Origin of the sequence: Companilactobacillus nodensis DSM 19682 = JCM 14932 = NBRC 107160 (genome assembly GCF_000615905.1) — a bacterium.
Taxonomy (GTDB): Bacteria; Bacillota; Bacilli; order Lactobacillales; family Lactobacillaceae; genus Companilactobacillus; species Companilactobacillus nodensis.
Map to the genome: position 1 here is coordinate 1 of NZ_BAMN01000022.1, position 26,986 is coordinate 26,986.

25 protein-coding genes, 1 other RNA gene and 2 pseudogenes are annotated in these 26,986 nt (G+C 37.1%); 19 read left to right on the plus strand and 9 right to left on the minus strand.

The window, feature by feature from the left end:
• Positions 1 to 117 precede the first annotated feature (117 nt).
• The gene (locus JCM14932_RS11625; RefSeq protein WP_025025002.1) at positions 118 to 864 is read left to right on the plus strand and encodes an SDR family oxidoreductase; all 747 of its coding nucleotides are present in this window, start codon (positions 118 to 120) and stop codon (positions 862 to 864) included.
• 54 nt (positions 865 to 918) lie between these two features.
• On the opposite strand, the gene JCM14932_RS11630 is transcribed toward JCM14932_RS11625, so the two are convergent.
• The 3 genes from JCM14932_RS11630 to JCM14932_RS11640 all read right to left on the minus strand — a co-directional run bounded on the left by JCM14932_RS11630 (position 919) and on the right by JCM14932_RS11640 (position 3,221).
• Positions 919 to 2,289: an FAD-dependent oxidoreductase gene (locus JCM14932_RS11630; protein WP_025025003.1), complete on the minus strand. Its 1,371-nt coding sequence runs from the start codon at positions 2,287 to 2,289 to the stop codon at positions 919 to 921.
• Between the two features lie 127 nt (positions 2,290 to 2,416).
• Positions 2,417 to 2,899, minus strand: a complete 483-nt coding sequence (locus JCM14932_RS11635; RefSeq protein WP_025025004.1) for a hypothetical protein — start codon at positions 2,897 to 2,899, stop codon at positions 2,417 to 2,419.
• The gene (locus JCM14932_RS11640) at positions 2,889 to 3,221 is read right to left on the minus strand and encodes an ArsR/SmtB family transcription factor (protein WP_025025005.1); all 333 of its coding nucleotides are present in this window, start codon (positions 3,219 to 3,221) and stop codon (positions 2,889 to 2,891) included. The genes JCM14932_RS11635 and JCM14932_RS11640 overlap by 11 nt, the downstream gene beginning before the upstream one ends.
• A gap of 71 nt (positions 3,222 to 3,292) precedes the next feature.
• Here JCM14932_RS11640 and JCM14932_RS11645 point away from each other — a divergent pair, with 71 nt between their 5' ends.
• The gene (locus tag JCM14932_RS11645; RefSeq protein ID WP_025025006.1) at positions 3,293 to 3,892 is read left to right on the plus strand and encodes a cadmium resistance transporter; all 600 of its coding nucleotides are present in this window, start codon (positions 3,293 to 3,295) and stop codon (positions 3,890 to 3,892) included.
• A 55-nt stretch (positions 3,893 to 3,947) separates the two neighbouring features.
• On the opposite strand, the gene ssrA is transcribed toward JCM14932_RS11645, so the two are convergent.
• Positions 3,948 to 4,315: a transfer-messenger RNA gene (gene ssrA, locus JCM14932_RS16405) on the minus strand.
• Between the two features lie 105 nt (positions 4,316 to 4,420).
• On the opposite strand from ssrA, the gene JCM14932_RS15480 reads away from it, so the two are divergent.
• Together JCM14932_RS15480 and JCM14932_RS15485 are read left to right on the plus strand one after the other, a co-directional pair.
• Positions 4,421 to 6,334: a Dam family site-specific DNA-(adenine-N6)-methyltransferase gene (locus JCM14932_RS15480; protein WP_034543345.1), complete on the plus strand. Its 1,914-nt coding sequence runs from the start codon at positions 4,421 to 4,423 to the stop codon at positions 6,332 to 6,334.
• Between the two features lie 90 nt (positions 6,335 to 6,424).
• On the plus strand, positions 6,425 to 7,051 hold the full coding sequence (locus JCM14932_RS15485; RefSeq protein WP_034543346.1) for a DUF3862 domain-containing protein: 627 nt from the start codon (positions 6,425 to 6,427) through the stop codon (positions 7,049 to 7,051).
• 81 nt (positions 7,052 to 7,132) lie between these two features.
• Here JCM14932_RS15485 and JCM14932_RS11655 read toward each other — a convergent pair whose 3' ends face one another.
• Positions 7,133 to 7,735 carry a YitT family protein gene (locus tag JCM14932_RS11655; protein WP_025025007.1) on the minus strand — a complete coding sequence of 201 codons (603 nt, stop codon included), beginning with the start codon at positions 7,733 to 7,735 and terminating at the stop codon, positions 7,133 to 7,135.
• Positions 7,736 to 7,971: 236 nt separating this feature from the next.
• On the opposite strand from JCM14932_RS11655, the gene JCM14932_RS11660 reads away from it, so the two are divergent.
• From JCM14932_RS11660 to JCM14932_RS11700, 9 genes are all read left to right on the plus strand, one after another.
• Entirely contained in the window at positions 7,972 to 8,607 is a 636-nt protein-coding gene (locus JCM14932_RS11660; RefSeq protein ID WP_025025008.1) for a LysM peptidoglycan-binding domain-containing protein, read from the plus strand.
• 693 nt (positions 8,608 to 9,300) lie between these two features.
• Entirely contained in the window at positions 9,301 to 10,125 is an 825-nt protein-coding gene (locus JCM14932_RS11665; RefSeq protein WP_025025009.1) for a MetQ/NlpA family ABC transporter substrate-binding protein, read from the plus strand.
• 30 nt (positions 10,126 to 10,155) lie between these two features.
• Complete coding sequence (locus tag JCM14932_RS11670) at positions 10,156 to 10,986, plus strand: MetQ/NlpA family ABC transporter substrate-binding protein (protein ID WP_025025010.1); 831 nt, start codon at positions 10,156 to 10,158, stop codon at positions 10,984 to 10,986.
• Positions 10,987 to 11,018: 32 nt separating this feature from the next.
• Positions 11,019 to 12,356, plus strand: coding sequence for a M20/M25/M40 family metallo-hydrolase (locus tag JCM14932_RS11675; protein WP_025025011.1), 1,338 nt, complete (start codon positions 11,019 to 11,021; stop codon positions 12,354 to 12,356).
• Between the two features lie 2 nt (positions 12,357 to 12,358).
• Positions 12,359 to 13,420: a methionine ABC transporter ATP-binding protein gene (locus JCM14932_RS11680; protein WP_034543348.1), complete on the plus strand. Its 1,062-nt coding sequence runs from the start codon at positions 12,359 to 12,361 to the stop codon at positions 13,418 to 13,420.
• Between the two features lie 3 nt (positions 13,421 to 13,423).
• On the plus strand, positions 13,424 to 14,113 hold the full coding sequence (locus JCM14932_RS11685; protein WP_025025013.1) for a methionine ABC transporter permease: 690 nt from the start codon (positions 13,424 to 13,426) through the stop codon (positions 14,111 to 14,113).
• Positions 14,114 to 14,446: 333 nt separating this feature from the next.
• On the plus strand, positions 14,447 to 15,268 hold the full coding sequence (locus JCM14932_RS11690) for a MetQ/NlpA family ABC transporter substrate-binding protein (protein WP_025025014.1): 822 nt from the start codon (positions 14,447 to 14,449) through the stop codon (positions 15,266 to 15,268).
• Positions 15,269 to 15,401: 133 nt separating this feature from the next.
• Positions 15,402 to 15,587: a PspC domain-containing protein gene (locus JCM14932_RS11695; RefSeq protein WP_025025015.1), complete on the plus strand. Its 186-nt coding sequence runs from the start codon at positions 15,402 to 15,404 to the stop codon at positions 15,585 to 15,587.
• Between the two features lie 19 nt (positions 15,588 to 15,606).
• The gene (locus JCM14932_RS11700) at positions 15,607 to 15,795 is read left to right on the plus strand and encodes a PspC domain-containing protein (protein WP_025025016.1); all 189 of its coding nucleotides are present in this window, start codon (positions 15,607 to 15,609) and stop codon (positions 15,793 to 15,795) included.
• Positions 15,796 to 15,855: 60 nt separating this feature from the next.
• Here the strand turns inward: JCM14932_RS11700 and JCM14932_RS11705 are convergent, their stop codons facing one another.
• Positions 15,856 to 16,437: a TetR/AcrR family transcriptional regulator gene (locus tag JCM14932_RS11705; RefSeq protein ID WP_025025017.1), complete on the minus strand. Its 582-nt coding sequence runs from the start codon at positions 16,435 to 16,437 to the stop codon at positions 15,856 to 15,858.
• A 306-nt stretch (positions 16,438 to 16,743) separates the two neighbouring features.
• On the opposite strand from JCM14932_RS11705, the pseudogene JCM14932_RS17740 reads away from it, so the two are divergent.
• Positions 16,744 to 19,774 (plus strand): annotated as a pseudogene (locus JCM14932_RS17740) (MMPL family transporter).
• Positions 19,775 to 20,116: 342 nt separating this feature from the next.
• Here the strand turns inward: JCM14932_RS17740 and JCM14932_RS11715 are convergent.
• Entirely contained in the window at positions 20,117 to 20,416 is a 300-nt protein-coding gene (locus JCM14932_RS11715; protein ID WP_025025018.1) for a DUF2316 family protein, read from the minus strand.
• Position 20,417: 1 nt separating this feature from the next.
• Entirely contained in the window at positions 20,418 to 20,849 is a 432-nt protein-coding gene (locus JCM14932_RS11720) for a MarR family winged helix-turn-helix transcriptional regulator (protein WP_025025019.1), read from the minus strand.
• 179 nt (positions 20,850 to 21,028) lie between these two features.
• Between JCM14932_RS11720 and JCM14932_RS11725 the strand changes: the two genes are divergently transcribed.
• The 3 genes and pseudogenes from JCM14932_RS11725 (at position 21,029) to JCM14932_RS11735 (ending at position 22,636) form a co-directional block, all read left to right on the plus strand.
• Entirely contained in the window at positions 21,029 to 21,910 is an 882-nt protein-coding gene (locus tag JCM14932_RS11725; RefSeq protein WP_025025020.1) for an SDR family NAD(P)-dependent oxidoreductase, read from the plus strand.
• 137 nt (positions 21,911 to 22,047) lie between these two features.
• Positions 22,048 to 22,338, plus strand: a pseudogene (locus tag JCM14932_RS15495) (UbiX family flavin prenyltransferase); the annotation flags it as partial.
• 43 nt (positions 22,339 to 22,381) lie between these two features.
• The gene (locus JCM14932_RS11735; RefSeq protein WP_155832127.1) at positions 22,382 to 22,636 is read left to right on the plus strand and encodes a hypothetical protein; all 255 of its coding nucleotides are present in this window, start codon (positions 22,382 to 22,384) and stop codon (positions 22,634 to 22,636) included.
• Between the two features lie 90 nt (positions 22,637 to 22,726).
• Here the strand turns inward: JCM14932_RS11735 and coaBC are convergent, their stop codons facing one another.
• The gene (coaBC, locus tag JCM14932_RS11740; RefSeq protein WP_025025023.1) at positions 22,727 to 23,929 is read right to left on the minus strand and encodes a bifunctional phosphopantothenoylcysteine decarboxylase/phosphopantothenate--cysteine ligase CoaBC; all 1,203 of its coding nucleotides are present in this window, start codon (positions 23,927 to 23,929) and stop codon (positions 22,727 to 22,729) included.
• A 77-nt stretch (positions 23,930 to 24,006) separates the two neighbouring features.
• Between coaBC and JCM14932_RS11745 the strand changes: the two genes are divergently transcribed.
• Together JCM14932_RS11745 and JCM14932_RS11750 are read left to right on the plus strand one after the other, a co-directional pair.
• Positions 24,007 to 24,207 carry a hypothetical protein gene (locus JCM14932_RS11745; RefSeq protein ID WP_025025024.1) on the plus strand — a complete coding sequence of 67 codons (201 nt, stop codon included), beginning with the start codon at positions 24,007 to 24,009 and terminating at the stop codon, positions 24,205 to 24,207.
• 49 nt (positions 24,208 to 24,256) lie between these two features.
• Positions 24,257 to 26,962 (plus strand): glycoside hydrolase family 3 protein, encoded by a 2,706-nt coding sequence (locus JCM14932_RS11750; RefSeq protein WP_025025025.1) that lies wholly within the window; start codon positions 24,257 to 24,259, stop codon positions 26,960 to 26,962.
• Positions 26,963 to 26,986 lie beyond the last annotated feature (24 nt).

Consider the following 26,986-nt stretch of genomic DNA (forward strand, 5'->3'; position numbering starts at 1 on the left):
TGGAAATAAGTCGTATTTTTTTATAATTTATTAATGAAAATTAAAAAAAATCATTTGCCTTAAAGTACACTTGAAGGTTTATATTGAATTTATTAATTAACGACAAGGAGAATGGTTATGGCAATTAAAGGTAAAGTAGTAATTATTACAGGAGCTTCATCAGGAATTGGTGAAGCATCTGCCAAACTTTTAGCAAGTAAAGGTGCAAAAATCGTTCTCGGTGCAAGGCGAGAAGAAAAATTAAAGAATATTGCGGACGATATCATCGCTAATGGTGGTGAAGCAACTTACGCAGTAACTGACGTTACTAAACCAGAGGATAATGAGAGATTAGTTAGTTTGGCCAAGGAAAAATTTGGTAAGGTTGACGTCATGTTCTTGAACGCTGGTCTGATGCCAAATTCACCACTATCAGACTTGAAGACCAATGAATGGAATCAAATGGTTGATGTTAATATCAAAGGTGTCTTGAATGGTATTGCGGCTGTGCTTCCAACATTTAAGTCTCAAAAATCGGGACATGTTATCGCAACTTCATCAGTTGCTGGTTTGAAGGCATATCCAGGTGGTGCAGTATACGGAGCTACTAAGTGGGCTGTCCGTGATTTGATGGAAGTTCTTCGTATGGAATCCGCTCAAGAAAACAGTCATATCCGTACTGCTACTATTTATCCAGCTGCTATTAAGACAGAATTGTTAAATACAATTACTGACAAAGATGCCGCTAAGGGAATGGAAAGTCTATATGACCAATATCAAATTGGACCAGATCGTATCGCTAATGTTGTGGCGTTCGCAATCGATCAACCAGAAGATACCAATGTTAATGAGTTTACAGTTGGACCAACAGATCAACCTTGGTAATAGGTAGTAAAAATCCTGAATTCTTTTGAATTCAGGATTTTTTATTCGGTTATATTAGAATTTATCTTCGTGCAAAGCATGTTGAGCAGCCAAGTTCAACAAACTCCATTGACGATCGAATCCTGGTTGGAAGAAGAAGTCAGCATCAGCTAAATCTTCAAGACTTAGTTTGTTTTCAATTGCTAAGGCTAGGACGTTTCCTTGAGCAGTAATGTCGTACTTGGATAGAACTGCACCACCTAAGATTTGGTGACTGTCAGGATTGTATGCCAAGTATACGTGAACCTTGGTATTACCCTTGTCGGCCGGTACGTAGATTGGACGTAGTGTATCACTGTAGAATGATGTGGCAATTTCTACGCCAGCACGTTTAGCAGTGAATGAGTTCAAGCCACTTTCGGCGAAGTGATAGTCGAAGACGCTGAGAGCAGATGAACCAACAACACCTTTGAACGGTACAGCAGGTGTATCTTCGAATAAATGACTGATAACGTATCTTGCTTCACGACGTACAACGGTTGCTAAGGCAATTGGTACGTGAGTTTCGGCAGGGATGGAATAAGCAAGAGTTGCATCACCCATTGCGTATACGTCTGGTACGTTAGTACGTAAGTATTCGTCGGTCTTGATCCAACCACGATCATCAAGATCAACAACACCCTTGAGCCAATCAGTATTTGGTTTAACACCAGCAGCTTGGATAACCAGGTCAGTTGGGTATTCACCAGTTTTAGTTTTGACAGCAGTTACTTTGCCATCACCGACATACTCTTCAAGTTGAGCGTTCATGACAACATCGACACCATTTTTGATAAGGTGCTTCTCAAGGATGGAAGTCATATCTTCATCAAGATATGTACCAAGTGGACGATCGATAACATCCATCAAAGTAACTTCTTTGCCAGCTTTGGTTGCGGCTTCGGCGGCTTCAATACCGATATAACCAGCACCAACAACCGTAATATGCTTGGTTTCGGGATCATTTAGTTTGGCTTTGATCTTAGTTGCCCAGTCGTATCCACGCATTAGATAGACATTCTCTAGGTCATTTCCAGGAATAGGTAGTGACTTAGGGGTTACTCCAGAACTCAGGATCAATTTGTCATATTCATAATTCTTAGATTCATTAGTTGTTGAATCCAGAACAGATACAGTCTTGTCGTCAGCGTTGATTTTTTGAACTAGATGGTTGTTCATGATATGGACGTTCTCTTGTGGGAAACTCTTTTCGCTGAAGTTTCTAACATCGTTAACATTTGTGACGCTATCTTCCAAGAATAGTTCCATTCCACATGACATGAATGAGATAAAATCACCGGCTTCAAACAAAGTGATATCCACATCGTCATAGCGATTCAGCAATTCAATGATTGATTGATGACCACCATGTGATGCTCCAACAATAATGATTTTCTTTTTTGACATACAAAAACCTCCCGTATATTTATGAAAATAATTGTAATTAAATATAAACTCCAATTTAAGGGTATGTCATTTCGAAAACGTTATCAACATATTAATTGTATATTGTCGGAATAAGAATATTTAAAATTTATTGATTATAGTTGTCACGCGGGGCCATCTGTTTGATAGTTTCGCCTTGATAAAGATTTTTACCGAGATGATTCTCAGCATTATCATCGTATAGATAGACAGAGGTAATGCCATTGTCAGTATTATCGACTCTGATATACTTGGCGTCGCTGGTTTTCCAAGTGTATGTCATGCCTAATCCATCAACATAGGCGGATGAATACATACTTCCTACGTATTTCTGGATCGTCTGTGAATCCTCTTGTCCAAATGCTTGACCAGCACGTTCAATAAAAGTTTGTTCTTCTTCAGGTGTACGTTTTTCAGTGACTGGTTTTGATTTCTTTACGGGTTTTGGCCTTTTCTTAGTTATTTTGGCAACTTTATTATCAGTATTTGTAGGGGTGTGATTGTTATTTACATAGTAAACGCCAATTGTCCCGATAATAATCAGTACGAAGAGCCAGAACCACCATTGATGAATTATTTTTTTATTCGCCATGCTTCTTTCCCCGCATTACGTGATCTGCATGTTCTAGAGTTTCGTTAATAACGTCCAAAATATGTGGATCATTAAGTTTGTAATAGTTAGACTTACCCAATTTTTTTGCACTGACTAGTTGATATTGCCTCAATAGTGCTAATTGGTGAGAGACGGCGGATTGTTCAATTCCCAGCAAATCAACTATTTCACTGACATTCATTTCCTTTTGTTCGAGAATATTCAACATCTGTAACCTGATAGGGTTATTGAGTATTCTCATTATTCTTTGTGATTCCTCTAATAGTTTAGGCTCAATGAGCTTGATGTCATTCAAAATAATCCCTCCTACATATGTTGAAAGCTTCATATGACAATGTTATCATATGAAATAACTTGAAACGGGGTAATAAAATGTTAAAAGCAATTTTAACTGGTGTAACAGCATATATATCTACCAGTATAGACTATTTAATAATTTTAATGGTTATCTTTGGTTCTACTAAATCAAATCAAAAATGGTTGGTATATTTGGGGGACATTCTGGGAACTTCAATATTAGTAATAAGTAGTTTAGTATTGGCAATTATTTTAGGATTTGTGCCTGAAGATTGGATGTTGGGACTCCTGGGTATAATTCCAGTATTAATGGGAGTTAAGTTATTATTGTTTGGTGAGAATGATGACGATGATGCTGTTGAGAACGGCATGAAGAAGCAATCCAGTGTAGTTTTAAATGTGGCATTGATAACTGTTGCTACTTGTGGGGCTGATAATATCGGAATTTATGTTCCTATATTTGTTCAATCCAACCTTACTAGTTTGATCATAATTTTGATTACGTTCTTTTTTATGTTGACCATATTTTGTTATATCGGAAATTTATTGGTTAGGATACCTAAAGTAGCAGATTTATTGGAGAAGTGGGGAAGATATATAACTGCGATAGTTTATATCTTTATTGGTACTGGTATTTTGTTGGAAAGTGGAACTTTTGCCCATTTTTTAGGTTGATAAATCACAATAAAAAAAGTCTCAAATCGCTGTATATCAACGATTTGAGACTTTTTTATGGAGATGAGGGGAATCGAACCCCTGTCCAAGCGTAATGCTATGTAAACTTCTACACTCATAGTTGTACTATTTAGAATTTCGCCACTATGAACGCCGCACAACCTGGCTAGCCACAGCGGCTAACCCCGATTAATCTCTTTTTAACTTGTTCAGGCTGGACAAATCAAACGTAGCTCAATTAATTTGAGACCCGGCTCTGACCCTTGAGCAAAGTCAGACGGATCACGACTAGACTGTTTTTAGGCAGCTAGTGCGTAAGAATTATTATTTTTTGCAGTTATAATAAACTGTGTGTTTTTACGGAACACGAAAACCGAAGTGCAGCCTACACGCTATTACACATGTCGAATCCAGAACATCCCCAAGATGTTCCCTATAATAATAACGAATTTATGATGATTTAGCAAATGAATAGTATCTTTTGCATGTTATCATTATATTAAGTAGAAGGAATACGAGGGATAGCATATGAGATTTATTGGAAGTAAGACGCGGTTGTTGGATCAAATAGATAAGTTACTAACGAAACATTTAAACGGTTCTGAAAAAAGTTTTGCGGATATTTTTTCAGGATCTAATGTTGTTAGTGAATACTTCAAGTCACGATATTCAATTGTGACTAATGATTTGCTTTATTTCTCATATGCTTTGTCAAAAGGTGAAATTGTCCTGAACAGTCAACCAGACTTCACAGGGTTATTTAAATTTGGTATCCATAATCCATTTGATTATTTTAATCAGTATGATGTATCCAATTATAAAGGTGATTTTATAACCAAAAATTACTCCACAGCGGGCAAAGATAAGCGAATGTATTTTACAGTTGCCAATGCCAAACGAATTGACTTCGTTAGAACCACGATTCAGAAGTGGCGTGACGATAATGACATAACTGACAATGAATATTTTTATTTATTAGCTTGCTTGATTGAGGCCGTACCATATATTTCTAATACAACAGGAACCTATGGAGCATACTTGAAGAACTTCAACGATAAACGCGCTAGTAAGCCATTGAAGCTGGAACCACAGAAGATTCACAATAATAAGCAGCAAAACCGTGCTTATAATGAGGACGCTAATGAACTAGTCAAAAGAATCCATGGAGATATTGTTTATATCGATACGCCGTATAACATCCGACAATACGGTTCAAATTATCATCTGCTTGAGACAATTGCTCGATTTGACGATCCTAAGATTCATGGTGTGAGCGGTGTGAGAGATTATACGGACTTGAAGTCAGCTTATTCAGCTAAGAATAAAGCCAAGGATACGATGGAAGATTTGCTCAAGAATCTTAAATTCACACATGTATTGTTGAGTTATTCGACCGATGGAATTATTCCCGTAGATGAGTTAATGTCATTGATCAAAGAAGTAGCGGTTGATGGTACTATTGAAGTTGTTGAAATTCCGTTTAAAAAGTATAATTCAAAAGTTTCTACTAATAAGAAGCAGTTGAGTGAACTGCTGTATTATTTCAGAACTAAGCATCAAGAGGATAATGACTTGTTGCAGATTCAATCTGTCGAGATGCCAAAGGATGAACCCAGGTATATTAAGAGTCCACTAAATTATGTTGGTGGAAAATATAAATTATTATCACAATTGATTCCAGAGTTTCCACATAATATTGATATTATGGTCGACCTATTCAGTGGCGGTGCTAATGTTGGAATCAACGTTAAAGCGCAGAAGTACTACTTTAATGATGTGAATGATCGAGTTATTGATATGTTCAAATATTTTCAGACACATCAATTTGATGAGATTCTCGAACGAATCAACGCACAAATCAATAAGTATCATTTGAGTAAAGAAAATGAGAAAGGGTTCTTGCAACTAAGGGATGATTATAATGAGAATCCTAATCCTTTGGACTTGTATATTTTGTCCTCATTTAGTTTTAACTATCAAATAAGGTTTAATCAGGATATGAAATACAATAATCCGTTCGGTCGCAAACGTAGTCGTTTCTCTAATAATATGCGCGAAAACTTACGTGAGTTTGTTACACAATTACATAAGATCAATGCTACATTCACGTCTGACTACTTTAGTGATTTTGACACATCTAATTTAACCCAGGATTCATTGGTATATGTTGATCCGCCATATTTAATCAGTGACGGGACTTACAATGATGGAAATCGTGGCTTCGGTAGTTGGACTCAAGAACAAGAGAACGGTTTGTATGATTTCCTAGATTCTTTAAATGACCGTAATATCAAATTTGCGATGTCGAATGTCTTTAGGCACAAGGGTTATGTCAATCGTGCCGTGATCGATTGGGCAATCAAATATAATATTCGCCATCTGAACGCTAATTATTCAACTTCGTCTTACCATCCTAATTTGTTAGGTACAGATGAAGTCTGATAACTAATTACTAATAGTTCATTAATAATGCGAAATACCTCCATAGTTGCTAGAATTGAGTTGTATCTAACAATTATGGAGGTATTTTTGATGGTAAAACCTTTTTATAAGAAGAGATGGTTCTGGCTTACCGCAATAGCTATGCTGGTGGTGATTACCGCCACTGCCTTTGTAGTTGAAAATACGTATGATGATAAGGCTGATGAAGAGTCATATACGCAAGAGAATCTATTCAAAAGGACGGCGGATTCCAAAACGTCTATCATTGATAAGTTCAATGCAATCAAGTTGGGTGCCAATGGTAATGATCGTAGATTCATTGAAAGCCAGTTTGGACAGGCTGCTATGAGTACTAATAGTGGAGACAACGATAATGCGACACTTAGTTGGAGTGACTTGAAGGGATTAGACGATGATGTTGTTATTGATGTCAATTTTAAAAACGGCAAGGCAGTCAGTAAATCGATCAAGGGATTGGATATAGATCGACGAAATGATTTGACTATGAAGGATTTTGATATGGTCAAGACAGATTATAATTACGAACAAGTGATTGATCTTTTGGGTAATCCTGATAATTATACTGAAACAAATGGTGTGATAACGTTGATGTACACATCTGATGTTGAAGAGAAGATTGATGATCAGGCAACTTACATCAAGATAACTTTGGCTAATAACAAGGTTACTGGTAAAAGCCAGCTAAACGTAAAATAGCAAAAAGAAAGAGGCCTATTGGCCTATACTCTAAAACAGTGCTTTGGAGCATAGGTCATTGGACCTCTTTTTGTGTGTAGATTAATTTGTTACTAATCTATCTTCTATAATAGTACAAAGTTTAATGGCCATACTTGAAATTGCCACAGACATAACTGCTAGGAAGAACGATAACATGCCGGTTAAGGCAATATTTCCTAAGCAGACGATGCCATCAATAATAAATAAGCTGATGTATTTATCGATTCCAAAATTCTTATGAATGATCATTGGTGGAACGGTCGTACCACCACTTGACATATCCAGCGTGTATAAAACTGCCAGTCCAATTCCAAAGGTTATACTTCCAATAACAATGGCTAGGATCTTGTTACCAGGAACTAGGTTGTAGACTGGAGTGATGAACAATAGTACTGGAAGGAGAAAACTACCAAAGGTTAATTTAAGAGTAGTAATCTTATCTAAGTGGAAATACGAGAAGATCAACATAATGATATTAATAATGAAAACCGATAAAGACGTCGGAACTGACCACCCCTCGTATAGTAGAATTGCTATACCGGTGGCACCACCTGCGGCTACCTTATTGGGTTCGAAGAACATATTAAGACTGAACGCAATAAGCTCTAATGCAAGGACCATTATTAGTAGTTTAAGGTAAAACTTATGTTTTCTATTCTGCATGACTAATAGTATAGCATAATATATGGAGTAAGACAATCTTGTTTTAACGTTTTCATAAATTTGAGAATCCTATTGTAGCAGGTATTACAGCATTTCTTATTGCAGGAGTGTTACTAAGGTTACAAAAGTCGACCAAACTGTAACTCTGAGGTGGTGGCTATGTAACATAGGGCTGTTAGTATAGCATCATAGCAATGAGAGCTAAACAATCTAAACATAAGGATGTAATTTAATTTATGAAAAAAGTATTATCTATCGCATTAGTAAGTACAATCGTATTAACAGCATTAGGAGCAACAACAGCAAACACCGTTGACGCCGCTACTACAGTTGATAGTACACACGTTACAGTAGAGAAGGGTGATACATATAAGAGTATTGCTGCTGAAAACAGCACAACAGTTTCAGCACTAGAACAAGCAAATGGTAGAACAGTCGGTGGATTTGATTTGATCTACCCTGGTGAAACAATCACATTACCATCAGCTACAGCAAATACAACATCAACTGATACATCAGCAGCAACTGCAACTGCCGCAACTACAAATACAACTACTCAAGCAGCTACAACATCAACACAATCAACGACTGCCACAACAGGTACTTCAAAAGGAACATTCAAGATCAGCTTCTATGATCCAGCCGTATTAGGTTCAAACATGGGTTACAGTGGTGTTGCCGCTAACCTATCAGTGTTCCCTAAGGGTACACAATTGAAGATCACATTGTCAGACGGTACAGTAATGTACAGAACAGTTAATGATACAGGTACATTTGCTAACTCTAATTCACAACAATTAGATGTTGCTATGCCAAGTTCTTCAATTCCTTCATACGGTGTTACAACAGCATCTGTTGAAGTAATTGCATAATATGAATTTTATTGAGTCGCTTAATAGGCGGCTTTTTTGTTTTCATTAGAAAATATATTGTTATTTCTAATAAATATATTGATATCAATGATGATCATACCAGATAAATGGTTTATCAGATAATAAATTTAATTTCAAAAGTGTTGATTTAACAACAATTTTAGACCGTTATAACGATAGAATATAAAAAAATACTTTTCAAATTAGAAAAACTAGCTATAATGAAGTCATGGATTTGGAAATGAAAACATTAAAAAGCAAGTGAAAAGAATTTAATTTTATCTGTTGACATTATCGTTTTCAAATTGTATTATCATTTCAACGATTAATAACAAATAACTATTTCAAACAATTTGATCAGGGGAAGTAGTTCAATATCCAAAGTACAGAAAGCCTCAGTAGCTGAGAAGGGGACGCGGACTTGAACGAAAATGACCTGTGATTGGTGCGCTGAGTCCTTCGGGATAAAGAGGCAATGGTTGGTACCCTTTACAGTACACGCGTATAGAATTATATTCCGTACGTTGTAGAGGGGATAAGTGTAAGCATATCCTGAATTAGAATGGTACCGCGGGAAGCCGCTTCTAAAAATGAACAATTAATGTTCGTCTTTAGAAGCGGCTTTTTTTGTTTGTTAGAAATAGGTATTTGTTAGAGATCACGAGAAAAGTATTTAAAGGTGGGGGAAACATTATGACAAGATTTAAGAAAGTAACAAGAGTTTTATTGCTAGCCTGTACAGCTTTATTCGTATTCGTACTAGCCGGTTGTGGTAGCCAAAGCAAAGACACGACCGTAAAGGTTGGTATCAATCCAACAGATGCTCCAATTTGGAAAATCGTTAAGGCGAATGTCAAAAAAGAAGGCATCAACCTAAAAATTACTGAATTCAGTGATTACAATCAACCAAACACAGCCTTATCACAAGGTGAACTAGATATTAACGCATATCAACACAAGTATTTCTTAGATGCCTGGAACAAAGCACATCATACAGATATTGTTCCTATTGGTAACACAGTTATTCAACCAATGGCAATCTACTCAAATAAGATCAAGAACATCAATGCTTTGAAGGATGGCGATAAGGTAGCTCTTCCTAATGATGCATCAAACGAAAGTAGAGCTCTTGTATTACTTGAGAATGCCGGACTTATCAAACTTGATAATAAGACCAAACTTGCTACAGTTAAGAACGTTTCAGAGAACAAACTAAACTTGAAGTTCACACTTCTAGATGCTGCACAAACAGCACGTTCATTAGATGATGTAACAGTTGCAGTTGTTAATGGTAACTACGCAAGTGATGCTAAGTTGAAACCATCAGCAGCCTTATACACAGAAAAGATCAACGAAAGTACTAAACCATGGATCAACTTCATTGCAACTAATAAGAAAGACAAAGACAACAAGACTTACAAGAAGGTTGTTAAAGCTTTCCAAACAAAAGCAGTCTCAAAAGAAATTAAAAAGGTTTACGGTGGTTCGGCCGTACCAGCTTGGAATACAAAACTATGAGTTAAAAACGAAAATTAGGTGGGGAAGCGTATGAGAAATTTCAAGAAACTAAGTAGATTACTATTAATAGCATTCACAGCATTATTTATCTTTGTATTAGCCGGTTGTGGTAACCAGAGCAGCAAGGAACAAACTGTCAAGGTAGGTATCAGTGCATCAGATGAGCCAATCTGGAAGGTTGTAAAACAAAATGCCAAGAAAGATAACATCAATATCAAAATCGTGACATTTAACGATTACAATCAACCCAATACCGCCCTAGCTCAAGGCGAACTTGATATCAATGCATATCAACACAAATATTTCTTAGATGCATGGAACAAAGCACATCATACAGATCTCGTTTCAATTGGTGTAACCATCATTCAACCGATGGCATTGTATTCTAACAAAGTTACATCACTCAGTGATCTAAAGGATGGCGCCAAAGTTTCTCTTCCAAATGATACAACTAACGAAAGCAGAGCTCTTGAATTATTACAATCAGCCGGACTCATTACATTGAAAAAAGGTGTGAAACTAGCATCTGTTAAGGATGTAACTAGTAATAAACTTAACTTGAAATTAACCTTGCTTGACGCTAACCAAACCGCACGTTCACTTGGTGATGTCGACGCTTCAGTAGTTAACGCTAATGTTGCCAGTGATGCCAAGTTGAATCCTAAGAAAGCCATTTATAGAGAAAAAGTAAACAAGGCATCTAAACCATGGATCAACTTGATTGCTACACAAAAGAAAGATAAAGATAACAAGACTTATAAGAAAGTAGTTCAAGATTTCCACAAGAAGAACGTTGAGAAGGCTATTAGTAAGGTCTATGGCGGTAACGCAGTTCCAGCATGGAAGGTAGATCTTAAATAATAGAAGAAATACAAAAATCAGGAGGAATTCAAATGTCAAAGTTAGATGATCCATTGATTCAAGAATCAATCGAAGAACTGAAGCAATATATTGCTCTACCATCAGTATCCGCAAAGCATCAATCTATTAATGAGACGGCCGAATTCCTCAAGAAATTGTTGACTGACTTCGGAGCCGATGCAACTATCTGGAATGATTATAAACATCCAGTAGTATTCGCAGAGGCCAAACCTGAGAAGCCCAGCAAGACAACAATTCTTATCTACAATCACTATGATGTTCAGCCAGAAGAACCAATTGAGTTATGGAATTCAGATCCATTTGAGCTGAAGATAACAGACGATAAGTTCATCGGACGAGGTGCTTCTGATTGTAAGTCAGACTTGATCAGTCGTATCACCGCATTGAAGATCTATCGTCAAAAGCACGGCGACTTGCCTTGTAACATCAAGTTCTTGGTTGAAGGTGAGGAAGAAGTTGCTAGTGAACACTTAGTTGATTACCTCAAGAAGTATGGTGACAAACTTGCTAATGACTTGATCATCTGGGAATCCGGAAGTAAGAATGAGCATGAACAATTCAGTATTACTGGTGGTAATAAAGGAATATTGTGTTTTGAACTTTCAGCCTTATCAGCTGATATCGATCTTCATTCATCACTTGCAGCGGTTGTTGATAGTGCTACTTGGAGATTGACTAAGGCAATCGATGCATTACGTGATACAGATGGTACTATCAAAGTTCCAGGTTTCTACGATGATGTCGTTGAACCAAGTGAACGTGAAAAAGAATTAGTTGCCAAAACAATTGAACCTGATTTAACTAAGAAGTGGGGCTTGAAAGTCCCATTGCTTAAGAATGAATCTGTAAATTATAATTTGACCTTCAAACCAACGGTTAATATAGAAGGAATCATTAGTGGTTGGGAAGGTGAAGGTGTCAAAACCTTTACACCGAAAGCTGCTGTTGCCAAATTGGAATTCAGATTAGTACCAAATCAAGATCCAAAAGATATATTTGATAAGTTAACGAAGCATTTAGAGTCACAGGGATTCAGTGATGTATCAGTTAAGTATTTATTAGGTGAAAGAGGATATCGTTGGGATCTCGATAGTCCAATCGTTAATACTTTGATTCAAACTGCCAAGGACTTCTATGGTGGTGAGGATGCGGTAGAGGCGTTACCATCCAGTCCTGGTACTGGTCCAATGTATGTAGTTAATAAATATGCACAAGCCCCAATCGTTTCAATTGGTGTTAGTTATGCCAAAGGTGGAGCACATGCACCTAACGAAAACATTCGTATCAAAGATTATTTGGACTTTATCGATTTCTTCGATGAATTTTTAGCCAAAATAAATAAGGAGTAATTATGGTAGAAAAGAACGGGATAGTACAACTAAAGAATATTGATGTTACATTTCATAACGAAGGCAAGACGATCGAGGCCGTCAAAGACGTCTCAATCAATGTACAAAAGGGTGATGTCTTCGGTGTTATCGGATATTCCGGAGCTGGTAAAAGTACATTAGTACGTGTTATCAACCTCCTTCAAAAACCAACTGCTGGTGAAGTAATTGTTAATGACCAGAAGTTAACAGAATTGAGTGCCAAAGATCTTCGTAAGGCACGCAAGAATATCGGAATGATTTTCCAGCACTTTAATTTAATGAGATCTTTAACTGTTTTTGGTAATGTAGCTTTTCCATTACGTGACTCCAAGCTTTCTAAGCAAGCACGCAAAGACAAGGTCAATAATCTGCTAGAGCTAGTTGGATTAAGTGATCGTGCTAATAACTATCCATCACAATTATCAGGTGGACAAAAGCAACGTGTTGCTATCGCTCGTGCGTTAGCTAGTGATCCAGAAATATTAATTTCTGATGAAGCTACTAGTGCGCTGGATCCTAAGACAACTACTGAAATTTTGAGTTTGTTAGGTAGATTGAATAAGGAATTAGGAATTACGATCGTCATTATTACCCATGAAATGGACGCTATCAAGCAAATCTGTAATCGAGTTGCGGTCATGGAAGAGGGTAAATTGATCGAGGAAGGCGACTTACTTACGATCTTTGCCAATCCTAAGAAGAAGCTCACTAAGGACTTTGTTAATACTTCTACACAAATCAGTAATGTTCTGGATGAAGTTAAGGAGAGTGGAATCATTGATTCTATCTCAGGTCACTTGGTTGAGTTGAACTTCATGGGCGATGTTACTAATGAGCCGATCATTATTGAGTTGTACAAAAAATTCAATATTGAAGCAAATATTCTCTTTAGTAATATTGAGCGTCTTCAAGGTACAACGGTTGGTATTATGTTGTTTGACCTTGAGGGTGAACAGAACAAGATCGACAAAGCAATTCAATATCTAACTGATTTGAAGATTAACGTTAAAGAAATTGATTTAAAAGAAAGTGAGGGTAAATAATTCATGACACATTTTTTAAATACGTACTTACCCAATGTTGTAGCTAACTGGGAAGGTGACAATGGTTTCGTAGTTGCCATTCAACAGACGCTATACATGACGTTTGTCAGTGCAATCTTTGCCGGAGTTATCGGTATTATCTTAGGAATTCTCTTAGTTGTAACAACCGAAGATGGTATTACACCTCACAAGGTGTTCTATACTACCTTGGATAAGCTGGTTAACTTATTCCGTTCCATACCATTTATTATTTTACTAGCGGTCATCGGACCATTTACCAAATTGATTGTTGGACAAACGATCGGACCTACAGGTGCTTTGGTTCCGTTGGTCATTGGTACAGCACCTTTCTTCGCCAGACAAGTCCAATTGGCACTGGTAGAAGTTGATCAAGGTGTCATCGAAGCAGCTGAGGCAATGGGATTGTCGCCGATTCAAATAATCTTCAGAGTTTATTTGAAAGAGGGACTCCCAGAACTTATCCGTTCAGGAACTTTAACAACTATTAGTTTGATTGGTTTGACTGCCATGGCTGGTGCTGTTGGTGGTGGTGGTCTTGGTAATATGGCCATATCCGTTGGTTATCAACGATTTGAAAATGATGTTACCATCGTATCTATGCTTTTGATCTTAGTTTTGGTTTTTGTTATTCAAGGTCTTGGAGACTTCGCAGTGAGAAAACTAGAACATTAATTCGGGTTTCATTTAAGCTTTATAAATATTGAAACAATATGATCAGGGGAAGTAATTTGATTGTTGTGCGCAGAAAGCCTCAATTGGTTGAGATGAGGAGACGACTTCAGATGAAAATGACCTGTGATTGGTACACCGAGTCGATTAGATTAGGATGTGATGGTTGGTACCCATTATCATACTGGGAGAGTGCATCTAGCGCTCCTCGGTGAGGTGACAGGTGTAAGCTTGTTACAAAATTAGAATGGTACCGCGATTAGTCGCTTCTATAAAATATAGGAGCGGCTTTTTGTTTACAAAAAAATGGAGGATCGTCGGATTATGAATAAAAAAATTAAGGGTATATTAGCAATTTTATTTACAACATTATCAATTTTTGTATTAGCAGGTTGTGGCAAGAGTGCCTCAGCGTCAGATAAAATGACAACCGTAAAAATCGGGATCATGGGATCAGATAACCGAATCTGGAATACAGTTGATGAAAAATTACAAAAACAAAATATCAAAATTAAGTTAGTAGAATTCTCAGATTACAGCCAACCAAATACAGCTTTGGATCAAGGTCAAATTGATCTAAATTCCTTCCAAACAGTTTACTTCATGGATAATTGGAACAAGACTCATCACACAAATATCGTTGGTATTGGTGATACAGCTATTGCACCTATGGCTTTATATTCAAAGAAAATTACTAAGTTAAGTGAATTAAAGGAAGGTGATGAAATTGCTCTTCCTAACGATGCTACAAATGAAGGACGTGCGTTGGCCCTACTTCAAAGTGCTGGTTTGATCAAGCTTAATAAAGATGTATTACCAACTAAGAAGTCTATTATCGAGAATAAATTGAACTTGAAGATCTCAGAATTAGATGCAGCCCAAACAGCTCGTTCACTTGGTGATGTTACAGCATCAGTTGTTAATAGTGGTGTTGCCAGTGATGCTAAGTTGAATCCGAAAAAAGCAGTTTATGTTGAAAAAGTAAGTAAGGCTTCAAAGCCTTATGTCAATGTTATTTCGGCTAATAAGAAGGACAAAGATAACCCTGTTTACAAGAAAGTTGTCAAAGCTTACCAATCAGAAGAAGTTGCTAAGCTATATCACAAGTATTATGGTGATTCCGAAGTACCAGCTTGGAATCTTAAAATATTGAAATAATAATTAGGCCGAAAGGCCTTTTTTTATTTGTTGGAATCAAAGTGACAAAAATGTAAGTTAGCTGTAAGTAATTTAAATGTACTTACAGCTGCCAATATCTTATTATGTTATTAAAGATAAGGGGGAGTTACTTATGCACATTCCAATTAAACGTTCGCGTGATAATAAAATTTTGGCAGGTGTTGTCGGTGGTCTCGCCGAACACTTCAACTGGAATCCGGCTATTGCTAGAATTCTGTGGGTAATTATAAGTTTCACACCGATCTCAGGTATCATTGCTTATTTAGTATTGTGGTTATTAATGGAGAATCCAGAATAATATATAGAGGGTGAGAATAATGCATATTCCAATTAAACGTTCAAGAACAAACCAAGTTATCGGTGGGGTAATCGCCGGCTTCTGTGAAAAATATGGCTGGGATCCAGCTGTAGGCCGTGTGCTATATGTTATTTTATCGCTAACACCAGCATTTCCAGGAATTATTGTATATCTAGTATTGTGGTTGTTGATGGAACAGCCTAATTAAAAAATTAATATAATAAAAAATAACCGCAATTCTTCAAAGAAGAATTGCGGTTATTTTAATTTATGCGTTTAATCCACCATTTAATAAATTAACTAAGTACTCGTCAGCTGTGTTTATATCGATTTCAGGCTGTTCGAATAAACACCATTCAAGAACGGCGATTATCAAGTCACTGTAGAATCTTGCCAATAATTTAACAGGTACTTTAACTTGATCATTATCTTTACAGTAATTGTAAACCAGAATATTGGCTTCGTGTCGAAGATAACCAGACATACTATGCCATAGGTGTGAATCAGAACCATTATTTTTGGTGATATTTGCGAGTAATTCTTGATGATCATTAAAGAATTCAAGTAATAAATTAAAAATCTTCACGAGACCTTCTTCTTCGTCACCATCTCTAGGTATTTTATTTAAGATGTCTTTTCCTATGTATGACCAGAGATATTGAAGCAAGTCGAACTTATCATCGAAATAATTGTAAAAAGTAGCACGTGGATATTCGCTTTTTTTACAGATATCATTAACGGTTATTTTGTCGAATTCCTTTTCACTGAGTGCTTCAAACATCGCCAGCCGAAAGGCTTTTAGAGTTCTTTTTGCTCCCAACGTAAGGTGTTGAGTTACATCGATCTTCATCTTAAATTCCCCCAAGTCATTTAATCCGATTACTTCGACATTAACATAAGTATAAATTTTTGCAAGTGCAAAACTAACGTGCATTTGTAATGAAAATGACCGTGTTTTTCAAAAAAGCGGCTTCTTTTCATGACAAAAAGGACTTTTTCATTACATTTTTGGACAAATATTAAAAATGTGTCTAAATTAAAACATTTATATATAAATTGTCTCTTGTCTAATTACACCATTAATTTTATTATTATCGTTGTATTTTGACAGTTGTCAATTATTTTACAAGTGATAACGGGTTGAGGAGATGTCGTAATGAAGCAGATCACAAAGAAGTATGTGCCTGCTCTAATTGGATGGATAATAGTTGTGGCAATAGCATTGTTTGCCATGCCAAATGTATCCCAATTAGTTAGAGATAAAGGAAATATAACTTTACCAAGTTATACCGAAAGCCAGAAGGCTTCCAAGATTGAAAAGAAAGCGAATGGAAACAAATCCGTTCGGACTTATACAGCGGTGTTTAACAATAACGGTGATAACAAATTCACTGCTTCCCAGAATCGAAAGATCACTCGTAAGTTGAATAACTTGGAAGACAAGAATTCACTTAAGATCGAAAAAGTTATGGGACCTAGTGATAATGCTGAAACCAAGAAGCAGCTGATTGCCGAGGACAAATCAACGCAATTGGCACAGATTACAGTTAAGAACAATGGATCAGTTGGTCCACAGGTCAAGGAGCTCCAACGTCAATTGAAGACGTCAGGAATCAAGACTTATGTTACGGGTTCAGATGCTTTGAATGATGAATTCGCAACTGTGACTGAGAAAGGGATTCAGAAAACTGAAGTTATTGCGGTAATCTTTATCTTTATCGTATTAATATTAGTCTTCCGTTCTCCAATCGTTCCATTGGTATCGTTACTTAATGTTGGTGTTGCCTTTGTTACATCATTAAGTATCATTATGAATCTTGCTCAAAAATTTGATTTTCCAATTTCTAATTTTACACAAGTATTCTTAGTGGTTGTTTTATTCGGTATTGGAACTGATTATAATATTCTTCTATATAACTACTTCAAGGGAGCGTTAGCCAGGGGAATGTCGGCTGTTGAAGCTGCTCATGATGCGCAACGTCATGGTGGCCGCACGATTTTGTACAGTGGATTGTCAGTTCTAATTGGATTCTCTGTACTTTCATTAGCTAAGTTCTCGTTCTATCAAAGCGCTGTTGGTGTTGCTATTGGTGTTCTAGTGTTGTTGGCAGTTCTTCTAACATTGAATATGTTCTTCATGGAAACACTTGGAGCTAAGATGTTCTGGCCAAGTAAAGTTACTGCTGGACGTGGCAAGAGCAGAGTGTGGTATGGATTATCACGTGCAGCTTTAGCATATCCAGTTGTGATCTTGGCAATCATTGGTGTTGTTGCGGTACCATTTTTAGTCAATACAAGTTCAACATTGAACTTCAACAACGCTGATGAAGTGCCTGATACTTATCAAGCCAAAAAGGGTTATGAAGTCATCCAAAGTCACTTCAGTAAAGGTATGTCAGCTCCAGCAACTGTTTATATTCAGGATAGTTCGAAGATGACAACTCAACCAAATTGGCGGCAGTTGATGACTTGACTCAATATCTTAAACAAGAACCAGGCGTTAAGACTGTTGCATCCGCAACACAACCTGGTGGTAACAAGATCAAGAGTATGTATTTGAAGAATCAACTTCTGACTATTACAAATGGTCTTAATACATCGACCAAAGGCCTAGAAAAAATCAAGTCCGGATTAAATTCTGCAAGTTCAAAATTGCAAAGTGCAAATATCAGCGGCAGTACAGCACAAGTCCAAGAGTTAGCCAATGGTACGAGTGAGTTGCAATCTGGTGCACAACAGTTGTCGAGTGGAATTAATCAATATACTAGTGGCGTCTCAAGTGTCAACAGCGGCTTGCAAAGTGCAAGTAGTCAGATGCCTACGTTGACTAGTGGTGTTTCAAATTTGACAAGTAGTTCGCAACAATTGTCATCTGGGTTGTCACAATTACAAACACAGGTAGGTTCAATTTCTTCACAAGCTAGTCAATTATTGGCGTTAATGCAGAGTACTGGACAGGATACTTCTACAGCCGCCGCAGAAATGTCTGCTTTACAGGGTTCCATCGGTCAATTAAGTAGTGGTTCCGCTGCTATCACATCTGGAATGGGACAGTTACAAGGTCAAATTCCAACATTGACATCAGGGATGTCTACTTTGGCAAGTGGGACAAGTACTCTTAATTCAACCAGTTCAACCTTAACTAGTGGTGGTCAAAGTGTTGCCAGTGGAGCAACGACCGTTAATAGTGGGGTTCAACAGATGAATACTCAACTCAAACAAATGAGCTCTGAAGTTACTGAGCTAGAATCAGGATTATCATCAGCTAATGATGGACTTGATTCAATTGCTTCTGGTAATAAGACTATGAAGACATACTTAGATGGATTGAGAACTTCATATGTCGGCGATACATTCTATCTACCTAAGCAGACGATTAAGAGCAGTGAATTCAAGCCGGCATTGGATGCGTATATGGATGGTAATCGTAAGATCGCTCAAATAACGATTGTCTTCAAGGGTGATCCAAACAGTGAGACTACTTCTAAACAATTGAAGACTATTCAAACTGACATGAAAGCCAGATTGAAACATGGTGCCTTGAAGAATGCTAAAGTTGCCGTCGGTGGTGAAACTTCTCAAAATAATGATTTGAGAACATTAGCAAATGGAGACTTTGGTAGAACAGCTTTGATTATGACGATCGGAATTGGAATTGCTTTGATCGTTGTAACAGAGTCTATCTTGCAACCAATGACAATCATTGAACTTTGTTATTAGCATACGAAGTTTCATTAGGAATAACGAGAATTGTTTCCAAGTTTGTTCTTGGTGATCCAATGTTGAGTTGGAATACACCATTCTTCACCTTCATTATGTTGATGGCACTTGGGGTCGATTACAGTATCTTCTTAATGGTTAGATTCAAGGATGAAACTCAACCTGACTTGAAGGATAGAATGCTCAATGCTGCGACTGCCATTGGTGCAGTTGTCATATCTGCTGCCATTATTTTAAGTGGTACGTTTGCAGCCTTGATGCCATCAGGTGTAACAACCTTAATTCAAGTTGCCTTGGGTGTAATCTTCGGTTTAATAATTTTGGTTATTATTCTTCCATTGACCTTGTCATCGTTAATCAGTTTGACGATGTGGCATGAGAAGAGGATTCATCGAGTTAGAAAACCTAAGAAAAACAAAAAAGCAAAAGCAGATACAAGTTCTAAAGATAAACCTGCAACAGATTAATAAGTAATGTTAAAGAAATTTGGGACAAAACTCTAGAATCTAAGTAAATAAGTGGTGTCAATTGCCGGTCTGTGGTGATTGACACCACTTTTATTTATTGGTTTCAGCGCCTATACATAGGTTCAAAAAAAATAGTTCTGAGAAATCAATTGATTTCTCAGAACTACCTTTTTTGATGCGAGCCAGGGGTTTTGTCCCAGACTCTTTTTATTAGTAATCCACAAATACTGTCACATTTGCCCAATGAGTTTAGTGACTGCTATTGAAATCAAAAAGAGACCCAATAACGTGTTGTTGATTCTAATCTGATTCAACTAACACCAAGCATAATGTTATCCTAGCTTAATTCAATTGACCACGATTAACTCTAGCTTCGTTTAAGAACCAATAATCAGCTGGCGAACCAATCAACCTACTATAAGGAATCGGTGTCTGATGTTGTTGCCTTAAAACCTGATTTAAATAATTACGAACAATCCATGGATCTTCGATATGACGCACATTCAAATCCAAGACCTGTTGTAAGTAGGTCGGTGTTGTCTGCAAATCAGCTGCCGCTTGCGCCACACTAAGACCGCTTAATTCAAAATTTTCTTGTAATTCGCGCTTGGTTGCATGTTGTTCCATTGCTGTTAATGACATTTTAGTCGCCTGCCGTTTCTAAATATTGAGTTAATTTGGTTAATAATGCTACCAAGTCATCGAGTTGCTTGGCAGTTAGTCCCTGTTCAAATAAAGTATTTAATTTGTTAAATGTTTGCGCAATTTGTTCCGCTATTTTTGCTCCTTCAACTGTTAAGAATAGGGCCTTTTCGCGGGCATTTTCTTTGACTGGTTGGCGCGTTAGCCAGCCGCGCTGACTAAGTCCAGTTAATAAATTAGAAGTACTCGCAGCCTGTCGCCCTAAATGAGTTGCCACCGCCCGCTGGTTTGTTCCAGGATGTGCTTGCACATAATCCAGTACCCGTGCCTGATCTGGGTTAAGTCCTAGTTGTTTCAAGTGATGATTCAAATTTTGTTGTTCAATTTGGGCCAGTTGATAAATTGAATGGACAATTCCGGTTTTATTTTGCACGATCACACCCGCTTTCTCTGTTTAGTTTATCATGAATTGTTTTAATTACAAGTGTTTTAATTGAAACAGTTTTGTCAATAATTTAATGTGAGATCAAATTGATTGGTACTCAATGGTTTGCACCACTATAATGTATTCAAACATATTAGAAATATGATTAATGATAAGGAGAACGATATATGACAAAAACAGTGATCGTAACGGGAGCCAATTCTGGACTGGGATTTGAAACAACTAAGCAAATTGCAGCAAAAGGTAGCAATTATCAACTCGTCATGGCTTGCCGAAATATGAAAAAAGCAGCTGTAGCCCGTCAGAGAATTTTACAGACGATACCTGATGCAAATATCATTTGTTTGGAGTTAGACACATCTTCGTTGGCAAAAGTGAGGGCATTTGTTGCTGCGTTTAGGAAACTAAACATACCACTCTACGGTCTAGTATGTAATGCTGGAGTTAGCGGCAAAACCGTTCATCAAACGCAAGATGGTTTTAACAATATTTTCGAAACAAACTATCTTGGGCATTTTCTACTTACTCAACTTCTGATGCCATTAATGGAAGTAAAGGGTCGTATCGTAACTGTCAGCAGTGAACGTCATGATGCATTGCTTAAAGGTGCGACATGGCCTGGGTCAAATGTACTTGCATATAGTGGCATGAATCCACAGGTGGATGGTCAAAGTTATCCATTTTCCAAGCTATGCATGATTCTATTTGCATATGAATTAGATCAAAAATTGAGAGCTAACGGCCAGCAGATAGCCGTTAATAGTGTTAATCCTGGTCTCATGACTGAAACAGGATTGGCAAAGGATAAATCACGTTTCACGCCAACGGTTCTTTCACAGTTTGCAGGTATCATTGGCACTGCGAAGGATTCAGGAAAAATGATCACTGATCTAATTACCGCTGATAAATTTGCAGCAGGTCCAGTAAGATACTTTGACCGTAGCAGTGATAAGCCTGTACTATCATCAAATCTTTCTTACGATGAACAGATTCAAGATGAACTTTGGAATTTTAGTATGGAGGCAGTTGGTCTAAAGGGTAATGAATAAACCCAATATATTGTTTATGAAATTGGGTATCGGAACAGTATGTCCCCATAGTTCCACAGCTATCCAAACTACTATAGGCACACAACTTGCGCTTTGGTTAAGTTTCATCGTGATTATTTTTGTTGTCTATCGTCATCGGTGATAATTTAATTTCACGTGCAGCAGACGTTACTCTAAAAGAACAACGAAAACTTATCATGGTTCCTCGTGAAACACCATTGAATACGATTCATCTGGAAAATATGACAAAGTTATCCAGAATGGGAGTGCAAATGATCCCACCGATTCCGGCGTTCTATAATCATCCTCAAACTATTCAAGATTTAGTTGATCATCAAACAATGAAGATATTAGATGCATTGAGAATTGACAATGATTTTGATGCACCAGCTCCGGTCTATTACAGTGATTTTGAAAATCCCAAATAGATATAAATTAACTTATAAGCAATCTACTGGTATGCAGTAATTATTGAGACTATTATCATGGCAAAATAAGCTAAAGAAGATGAGTATAATGTTTGTTATTGTATTAGGACTCATGGCTATTGCCATTGGAATTTATCAACTGTTAGGTACGCGAACTTTCTTTGAATTAGAGAAAAAGGACGGCCACATGACCGCACCAAAAGTTGAGTTTGCAGAATGGTCTTCAGTATTGATATCAGCAATTATTATAATTATGGGTGTCTGTGTACTTGCGTTTGTTGGAGTCACGGCATATTGATAAAGCAAATAAAACAGTGTCAATTTATTCGGTATGGACACGTTATGAATAGCAAAAGGAATTACCATTATCGGTAATTCCTTATTTTTTTTACTTTATATTTTTTTCATAGTATTCCCAGAACTTAGCAGCAATATCATTCTTAGACATCAAAGGCCAAGTTACTGGTTCTTTGTCACGTTGAATCAAAGTTATTTGGTTGGTATCAACATTGAAGCCGGTATTGGCTTTGGAAACATCATTAGCAAGTATCATATCAACATTTTTGCTGTACAATTTCTTTTTTGCATAAGGAATGAGATTCTCTGTTTCAGCAGCAAAGCCAACCACAAATTGGTTATTTTTATCTTTAGCTATCTCTTTGAGAATGTCAGGGTTCTTTTGTAATTCAATTGTGTATAAGTCTTGGTCGTCGTCCTTTTTGATTTTTTGATCAGCCTTGTGCGCTGGTCTAAAGTCAGAAACTGCGGCGGCCATTACTAGTACATTGCTACTTTCGAAATGTTTTTGGAGTTCCTTTTGCATTTCCAAGGCAGTGGAAACCTTGATTTCATTCAAGTTAGGTGAGCTCAGTTGATCATGGACTGTTGTAATGAGCGTCACATGGGCTCCCATATCAGCTGCCACATTAGCGAGTGCAATTCCCATTTTGCCAGATGAGTTATTCCCAATGAATCTGACGGGATCGATAGCCTCCTTAGTTCCACCGGCAGTTACGATCACGTTGGCGCCGGCAAGAACTGGTTTGGTAAATGTTTTGAATATTTCTACCATTATAGTAGATAATTCTGGTAGTCGTCCCTTACCTGATTCTCCTTCAGCTAAGAAGCCAGAATCTGGTTGAACAATTTTGATGTCCATCAGATTGAGGGTTCTTAAGTTGGTTTGAACGGCAGGGTTGTTCCACATAGTAGTGTTCATTGCTGGAAATACAAGCTTGGGTGCGTCGGTTGCCAACAAGGTCGTGGATGCAAGGTCATCAGCGATTCCGTTCGCCATCTTGGCGATGATGTTCGCCGTAGCAGGGATGACAACCGCTAAGTCAGTCCAATGTGCCAACTTGATGTGAGGTATGAAGTCATCTTGTGCTGATTGAGCATCAAAATTGTCAGTTAAAACTGGACGTTGACTTAATGTCGCAAAGGTTAGTGGTGTGACAAATTCTTGTGCGGCCTTAGTCATAACGACTTGGACCTCAGCTTGGTTCTTGATCAATTCACGGACAATATTCAAAGATTTATAGACGGCAATCCCGCCAGTTACATAGAGCGTAATGTGTTTCCCTTTTAACATACAGTCACCTCATATTCTTTCTACTATATTATACATTGTTTTATTGCATTATAATGAAACTAATATAGGAGGAACTTATGAATACTGCAACTATCGATATTATTGTCGCCATTATCTTAATTATTTTTGTTAATAATCCACTATTACAGTTTTTTCAAAAATCATTTGGCATGAATTTTGTTATCAGTGAAGTGATTATTGCCATAATTATAATTATATTGATATATTTACTAAACAAGTTTGTATTGAAGCGTGTTTTCGCAAATAAATCTAAGTGAAAAAGTGTAAAATTACAATTGAGATGTTTCACCGAAGGAGTGGTCAGTGATGGAACAAAAAATGTCACAACGAGAAATCAAAAATTTAGATTTATCAAAACAAGTAGCAGAAGATGGAATGGTCTTACTGCAAAATGAAAATAAAATATTACCGTTACGTAATAAAAAAATTGCACTTTATGGAAGTGGTTCATTCGCAACTGTCAAAGGAGGTACAGGCTCTGGAGATGTGAATCAGCGTCATGTTTCTTCTATTATAAGTGGTCTTAAAGAACATGGTTTTGAAATCACAACCGAATCGTGGTTGAGAAGATTTCAACGATATTATGATTCGAAGAAAAATGAATATTATAACAAGTTAGACGGCTCGCTTGCTTCATTGTTAGCTCCCGCTTTTACCATGGATGATATGGAAGTCAGTGAGTTTGAAGAGGCTCTAACGGGTATCTATGTCATTTCGCGTAGTTCAGGTGAAGGACATGATCGTAAAAATGAAAAAGGCGATTACCAATTAACGGATAATGAATTATCTAATATCAAACGTATGAGTGAATATTATCAAAATAGTATTTTGCTCTTAAATGTTGGTGGAATAATTGATACTAGTTTTATCGAGAAATGTCCATTGTTAGACAGCATTCTGCTGGTGTCACAACCAGGAATGGATGCTGGGAATGCAATTGCGGAAGTCCTTGATGGAACAGTTACACCTTCTGGTAAATTAACGGATACTTGGGCCAATGATTATAGTGATTATCCATCGTCCAAATATTTTGGTGAAAATGATCCCCGTTATAACGATGGTATTTATGTAGGTTATAGGTATTTTGATAGTTTTGAAATTAAACCTAAGTATGAATTCGGATATGGATTGAGTTATACCAAGTTTATGATCGATACAGACAAAATCAGTGTCAATGAACATCAAATAACAGTTAAAGTTAATGTTCAAAATATTGGCGAAAAGTTCAGCGGTAAAGAAGTTGTTCAACTATATGTATCTAGTCCTAAGTCGAAGATTCCAACCCCGTATCAAACTCTACAAGCATATGATAAGACTAAGAACTTGCGTCCAGATGAGCAGCAGAATCTGACTATGAGTATTGGTACAAAGAACTTGGCGGTGTTTGATACTAGAATTGCTGCATGGGTAATGGTACCAGGTATTTATTTGATTAGAGTTGGTAACAGTTCTCGTAATACTAAAGTCGTTGGTCAGTTCAAGTTAGATAAATTAGTCGTAATTCAACAGTTGGAACATAAATTGACCCCTGCTAATGATCCAACAGAATTAACTGAAGGAAAGTTTAGTTCTGAACAAGTCGGTGGGGTACCATTTTTCATTTTGAAGGCAGAGAATTTTGACGCCATTGAACCGATAGATTACTCGAATCAATCTCAAGTTATTACATATACAACTAACTTAGATCAAGAATTGCCCGGCAAAGGTTATGATGAAAAGCTACAAAAGGTACCAGCCAATTCAAATCTTAATTTGTTAGATGTTTATAATCGTAAGATAACATTAGATGAATTTGTCGCTAACATGAGTAATTCTGAATTGATCGATTTGGTTGAAGGTTCACTCAAGCCCAATGTTGAGGGGAGTATGGTCGGTAATGCTGCTGATTTGGTAGCCGGTGCTGCGGGCCAGACAACTAATAATGATCGACTAGGTATTCCCGCGACAGTTAATGCCGATGGGCCTGCCGGATTAAGATTAGAGCAGACGTTTGATGATAATGGAAAAACTAAGCATCAATATGCAACAGCTTGGCCCATTGGAACATTGTTAGCTCAGACTTGGAATCGTGATCTAGTTCAAAGAGTTGGTTTTGCAATCGGAACTGAAATGAAAGAGTTTGGCATAACTATGTGGTTAGCACCAGGAATGAATATTCATCGTAATCTATTAGGTGGACGTAACTTTGAATACTTTGCTGAAGATCCAGTGTTATCTGGAACGATTGCTGCAGCTGAGACTAAAGGTGTTCAGACACATACTGGTATTGGTGTAACGATCAAGCATTTTCTAGGTAATAATCAAGAGACTGCTCGTAATACCGGTAATAGTATTATTGGCGAGCAGGCACTTAGAGAAATATATCTGAAGAACTTTGAAATAGTTGTCAAGACAGCTCAACCTATGGCTATCATGTCCTCTTACAATAAGGTCAATGGAACTTTTGCTGGTGAAAATTATGAGTCACTGACAAATATTTTGAGGGATGAATGGAATTTCAAAGGATTAGTAATGACTGATTGGTTCAGTTTGGCTGATCCGAAGCATAGTATGCACTCTGGAAATGATTTGATAATGCCTGGTGGTTCGCAAGATAAGTTATTTGCGGCAGTGGATAACTTGAAACCGAAGTTTGCTAAGAATGGTCATATTGCTATTAGGAAATCATTTGATATTGTGGCTTTCAAAGAAACGACTAAAGAATTGTGGAATGACTTTGAACCAGCAGCTGATGGTGAGAACTATATTCGCGTTAGTCTATCTGGTGAGTTAGACGATGACATGACAAAGATGCTGTATGACGGCTCAGCACAAATAATTAATAATGATACAGTGTTGTTAAAGGGAAATTGGAAAGATAATAATGATTTGTATATCGGTGATTTACAGAAATCAGCGATGAATATTTTACGAGTTGTTTTGAAATCAGATCGATTTGCTGAAAAATATGGATTAAAAGAAATTACTTATAATCGAAATATGGAATTATATGATTATTTCAGTACAAAATAAAAAATGGGATTACGACATAAAATC

What these genes read in the sequence shown, in the direction of transcription:
- JCM14932_RS11625 (WP_025025002.1), top strand. Translation starts at nt 118, where the DNA reads ATGGCAATTAAAGGTAAAGTAGTAATTATTACAGGAGCTTCATCAGGA.
- JCM14932_RS11630 (WP_025025003.1), bottom strand. Translation starts at nt 2,289, where the DNA reads ATGTCAAAAAAGAAAATCATTATTGTTGGAGCATCACATGGTGGTCAT.
- JCM14932_RS11635 (WP_025025004.1), bottom strand. Translation starts at nt 2,899, where the DNA reads ATGGCGAATAAAAAAATAATTCATCAATGGTGGTTCTGGCTCTTCGTA.
- JCM14932_RS11645 (WP_025025006.1), top strand. Translation starts at nt 3,293, where the DNA reads ATGTTAAAAGCAATTTTAACTGGTGTAACAGCATATATATCTACCAGT.
- JCM14932_RS15480 (WP_034543345.1), top strand. Translation starts at nt 4,421, where the DNA reads ATGAGATTTATTGGAAGTAAGACGCGGTTGTTGGATCAAATAGATAAG.
- JCM14932_RS15485 (WP_034543346.1), top strand. Translation starts at nt 6,425, where the DNA reads ATGGTAAAACCTTTTTATAAGAAGAGATGGTTCTGGCTTACCGCAATA.
- JCM14932_RS11655 (WP_025025007.1), bottom strand. Translation starts at nt 7,735, where the DNA reads ATGCAGAATAGAAAACATAAGTTTTACCTTAAACTACTAATAATGGTC.
- JCM14932_RS11660 (WP_025025008.1), top strand. Translation starts at nt 7,972, where the DNA reads ATGAAAAAAGTATTATCTATCGCATTAGTAAGTACAATCGTATTAACA.
- JCM14932_RS11665 (WP_025025009.1), top strand. Translation starts at nt 9,301, where the DNA reads ATGACAAGATTTAAGAAAGTAACAAGAGTTTTATTGCTAGCCTGTACA.
- JCM14932_RS11670 (WP_025025010.1), top strand. Translation starts at nt 10,156, where the DNA reads ATGAGAAATTTCAAGAAACTAAGTAGATTACTATTAATAGCATTCACA.
- JCM14932_RS11675 (WP_025025011.1), top strand. Translation starts at nt 11,019, where the DNA reads ATGTCAAAGTTAGATGATCCATTGATTCAAGAATCAATCGAAGAACTG.
- JCM14932_RS11680 (WP_034543348.1), top strand. Translation starts at nt 12,359, where the DNA reads ATGGTAGAAAAGAACGGGATAGTACAACTAAAGAATATTGATGTTACA.
- JCM14932_RS11685 (WP_025025013.1), top strand. Translation starts at nt 13,424, where the DNA reads ATGACACATTTTTTAAATACGTACTTACCCAATGTTGTAGCTAACTGG.
- JCM14932_RS11695 (WP_025025015.1), top strand. Translation starts at nt 15,402, where the DNA reads ATGCACATTCCAATTAAACGTTCGCGTGATAATAAAATTTTGGCAGGT.
- JCM14932_RS11700 (WP_025025016.1), top strand. Translation starts at nt 15,607, where the DNA reads ATGCATATTCCAATTAAACGTTCAAGAACAAACCAAGTTATCGGTGGG.
- JCM14932_RS11705 (WP_025025017.1), bottom strand. Translation starts at nt 16,437, where the DNA reads ATGAAGATCGATGTAACTCAACACCTTACGTTGGGAGCAAAAAGAACT.
- JCM14932_RS11715 (WP_025025018.1), bottom strand. Translation starts at nt 20,416, where the DNA reads ATGTCATTAACAGCAATGGAACAACATGCAACCAAGCGCGAATTACAA.
- JCM14932_RS11725 (WP_025025020.1), top strand. Translation starts at nt 21,029, where the DNA reads ATGACAAAAACAGTGATCGTAACGGGAGCCAATTCTGGACTGGGATTT.
- coaBC (WP_025025023.1), bottom strand. Translation starts at nt 23,929, where the DNA reads ATGTTAAAAGGGAAACACATTACGCTCTATGTAACTGGCGGGATTGCC.
- JCM14932_RS11745 (WP_025025024.1), top strand. Translation starts at nt 24,007, where the DNA reads ATGAATACTGCAACTATCGATATTATTGTCGCCATTATCTTAATTATT.
- JCM14932_RS11750 (WP_025025025.1), top strand. Translation starts at nt 24,257, where the DNA reads ATGGAACAAAAAATGTCACAACGAGAAATCAAAAATTTAGATTTATCA.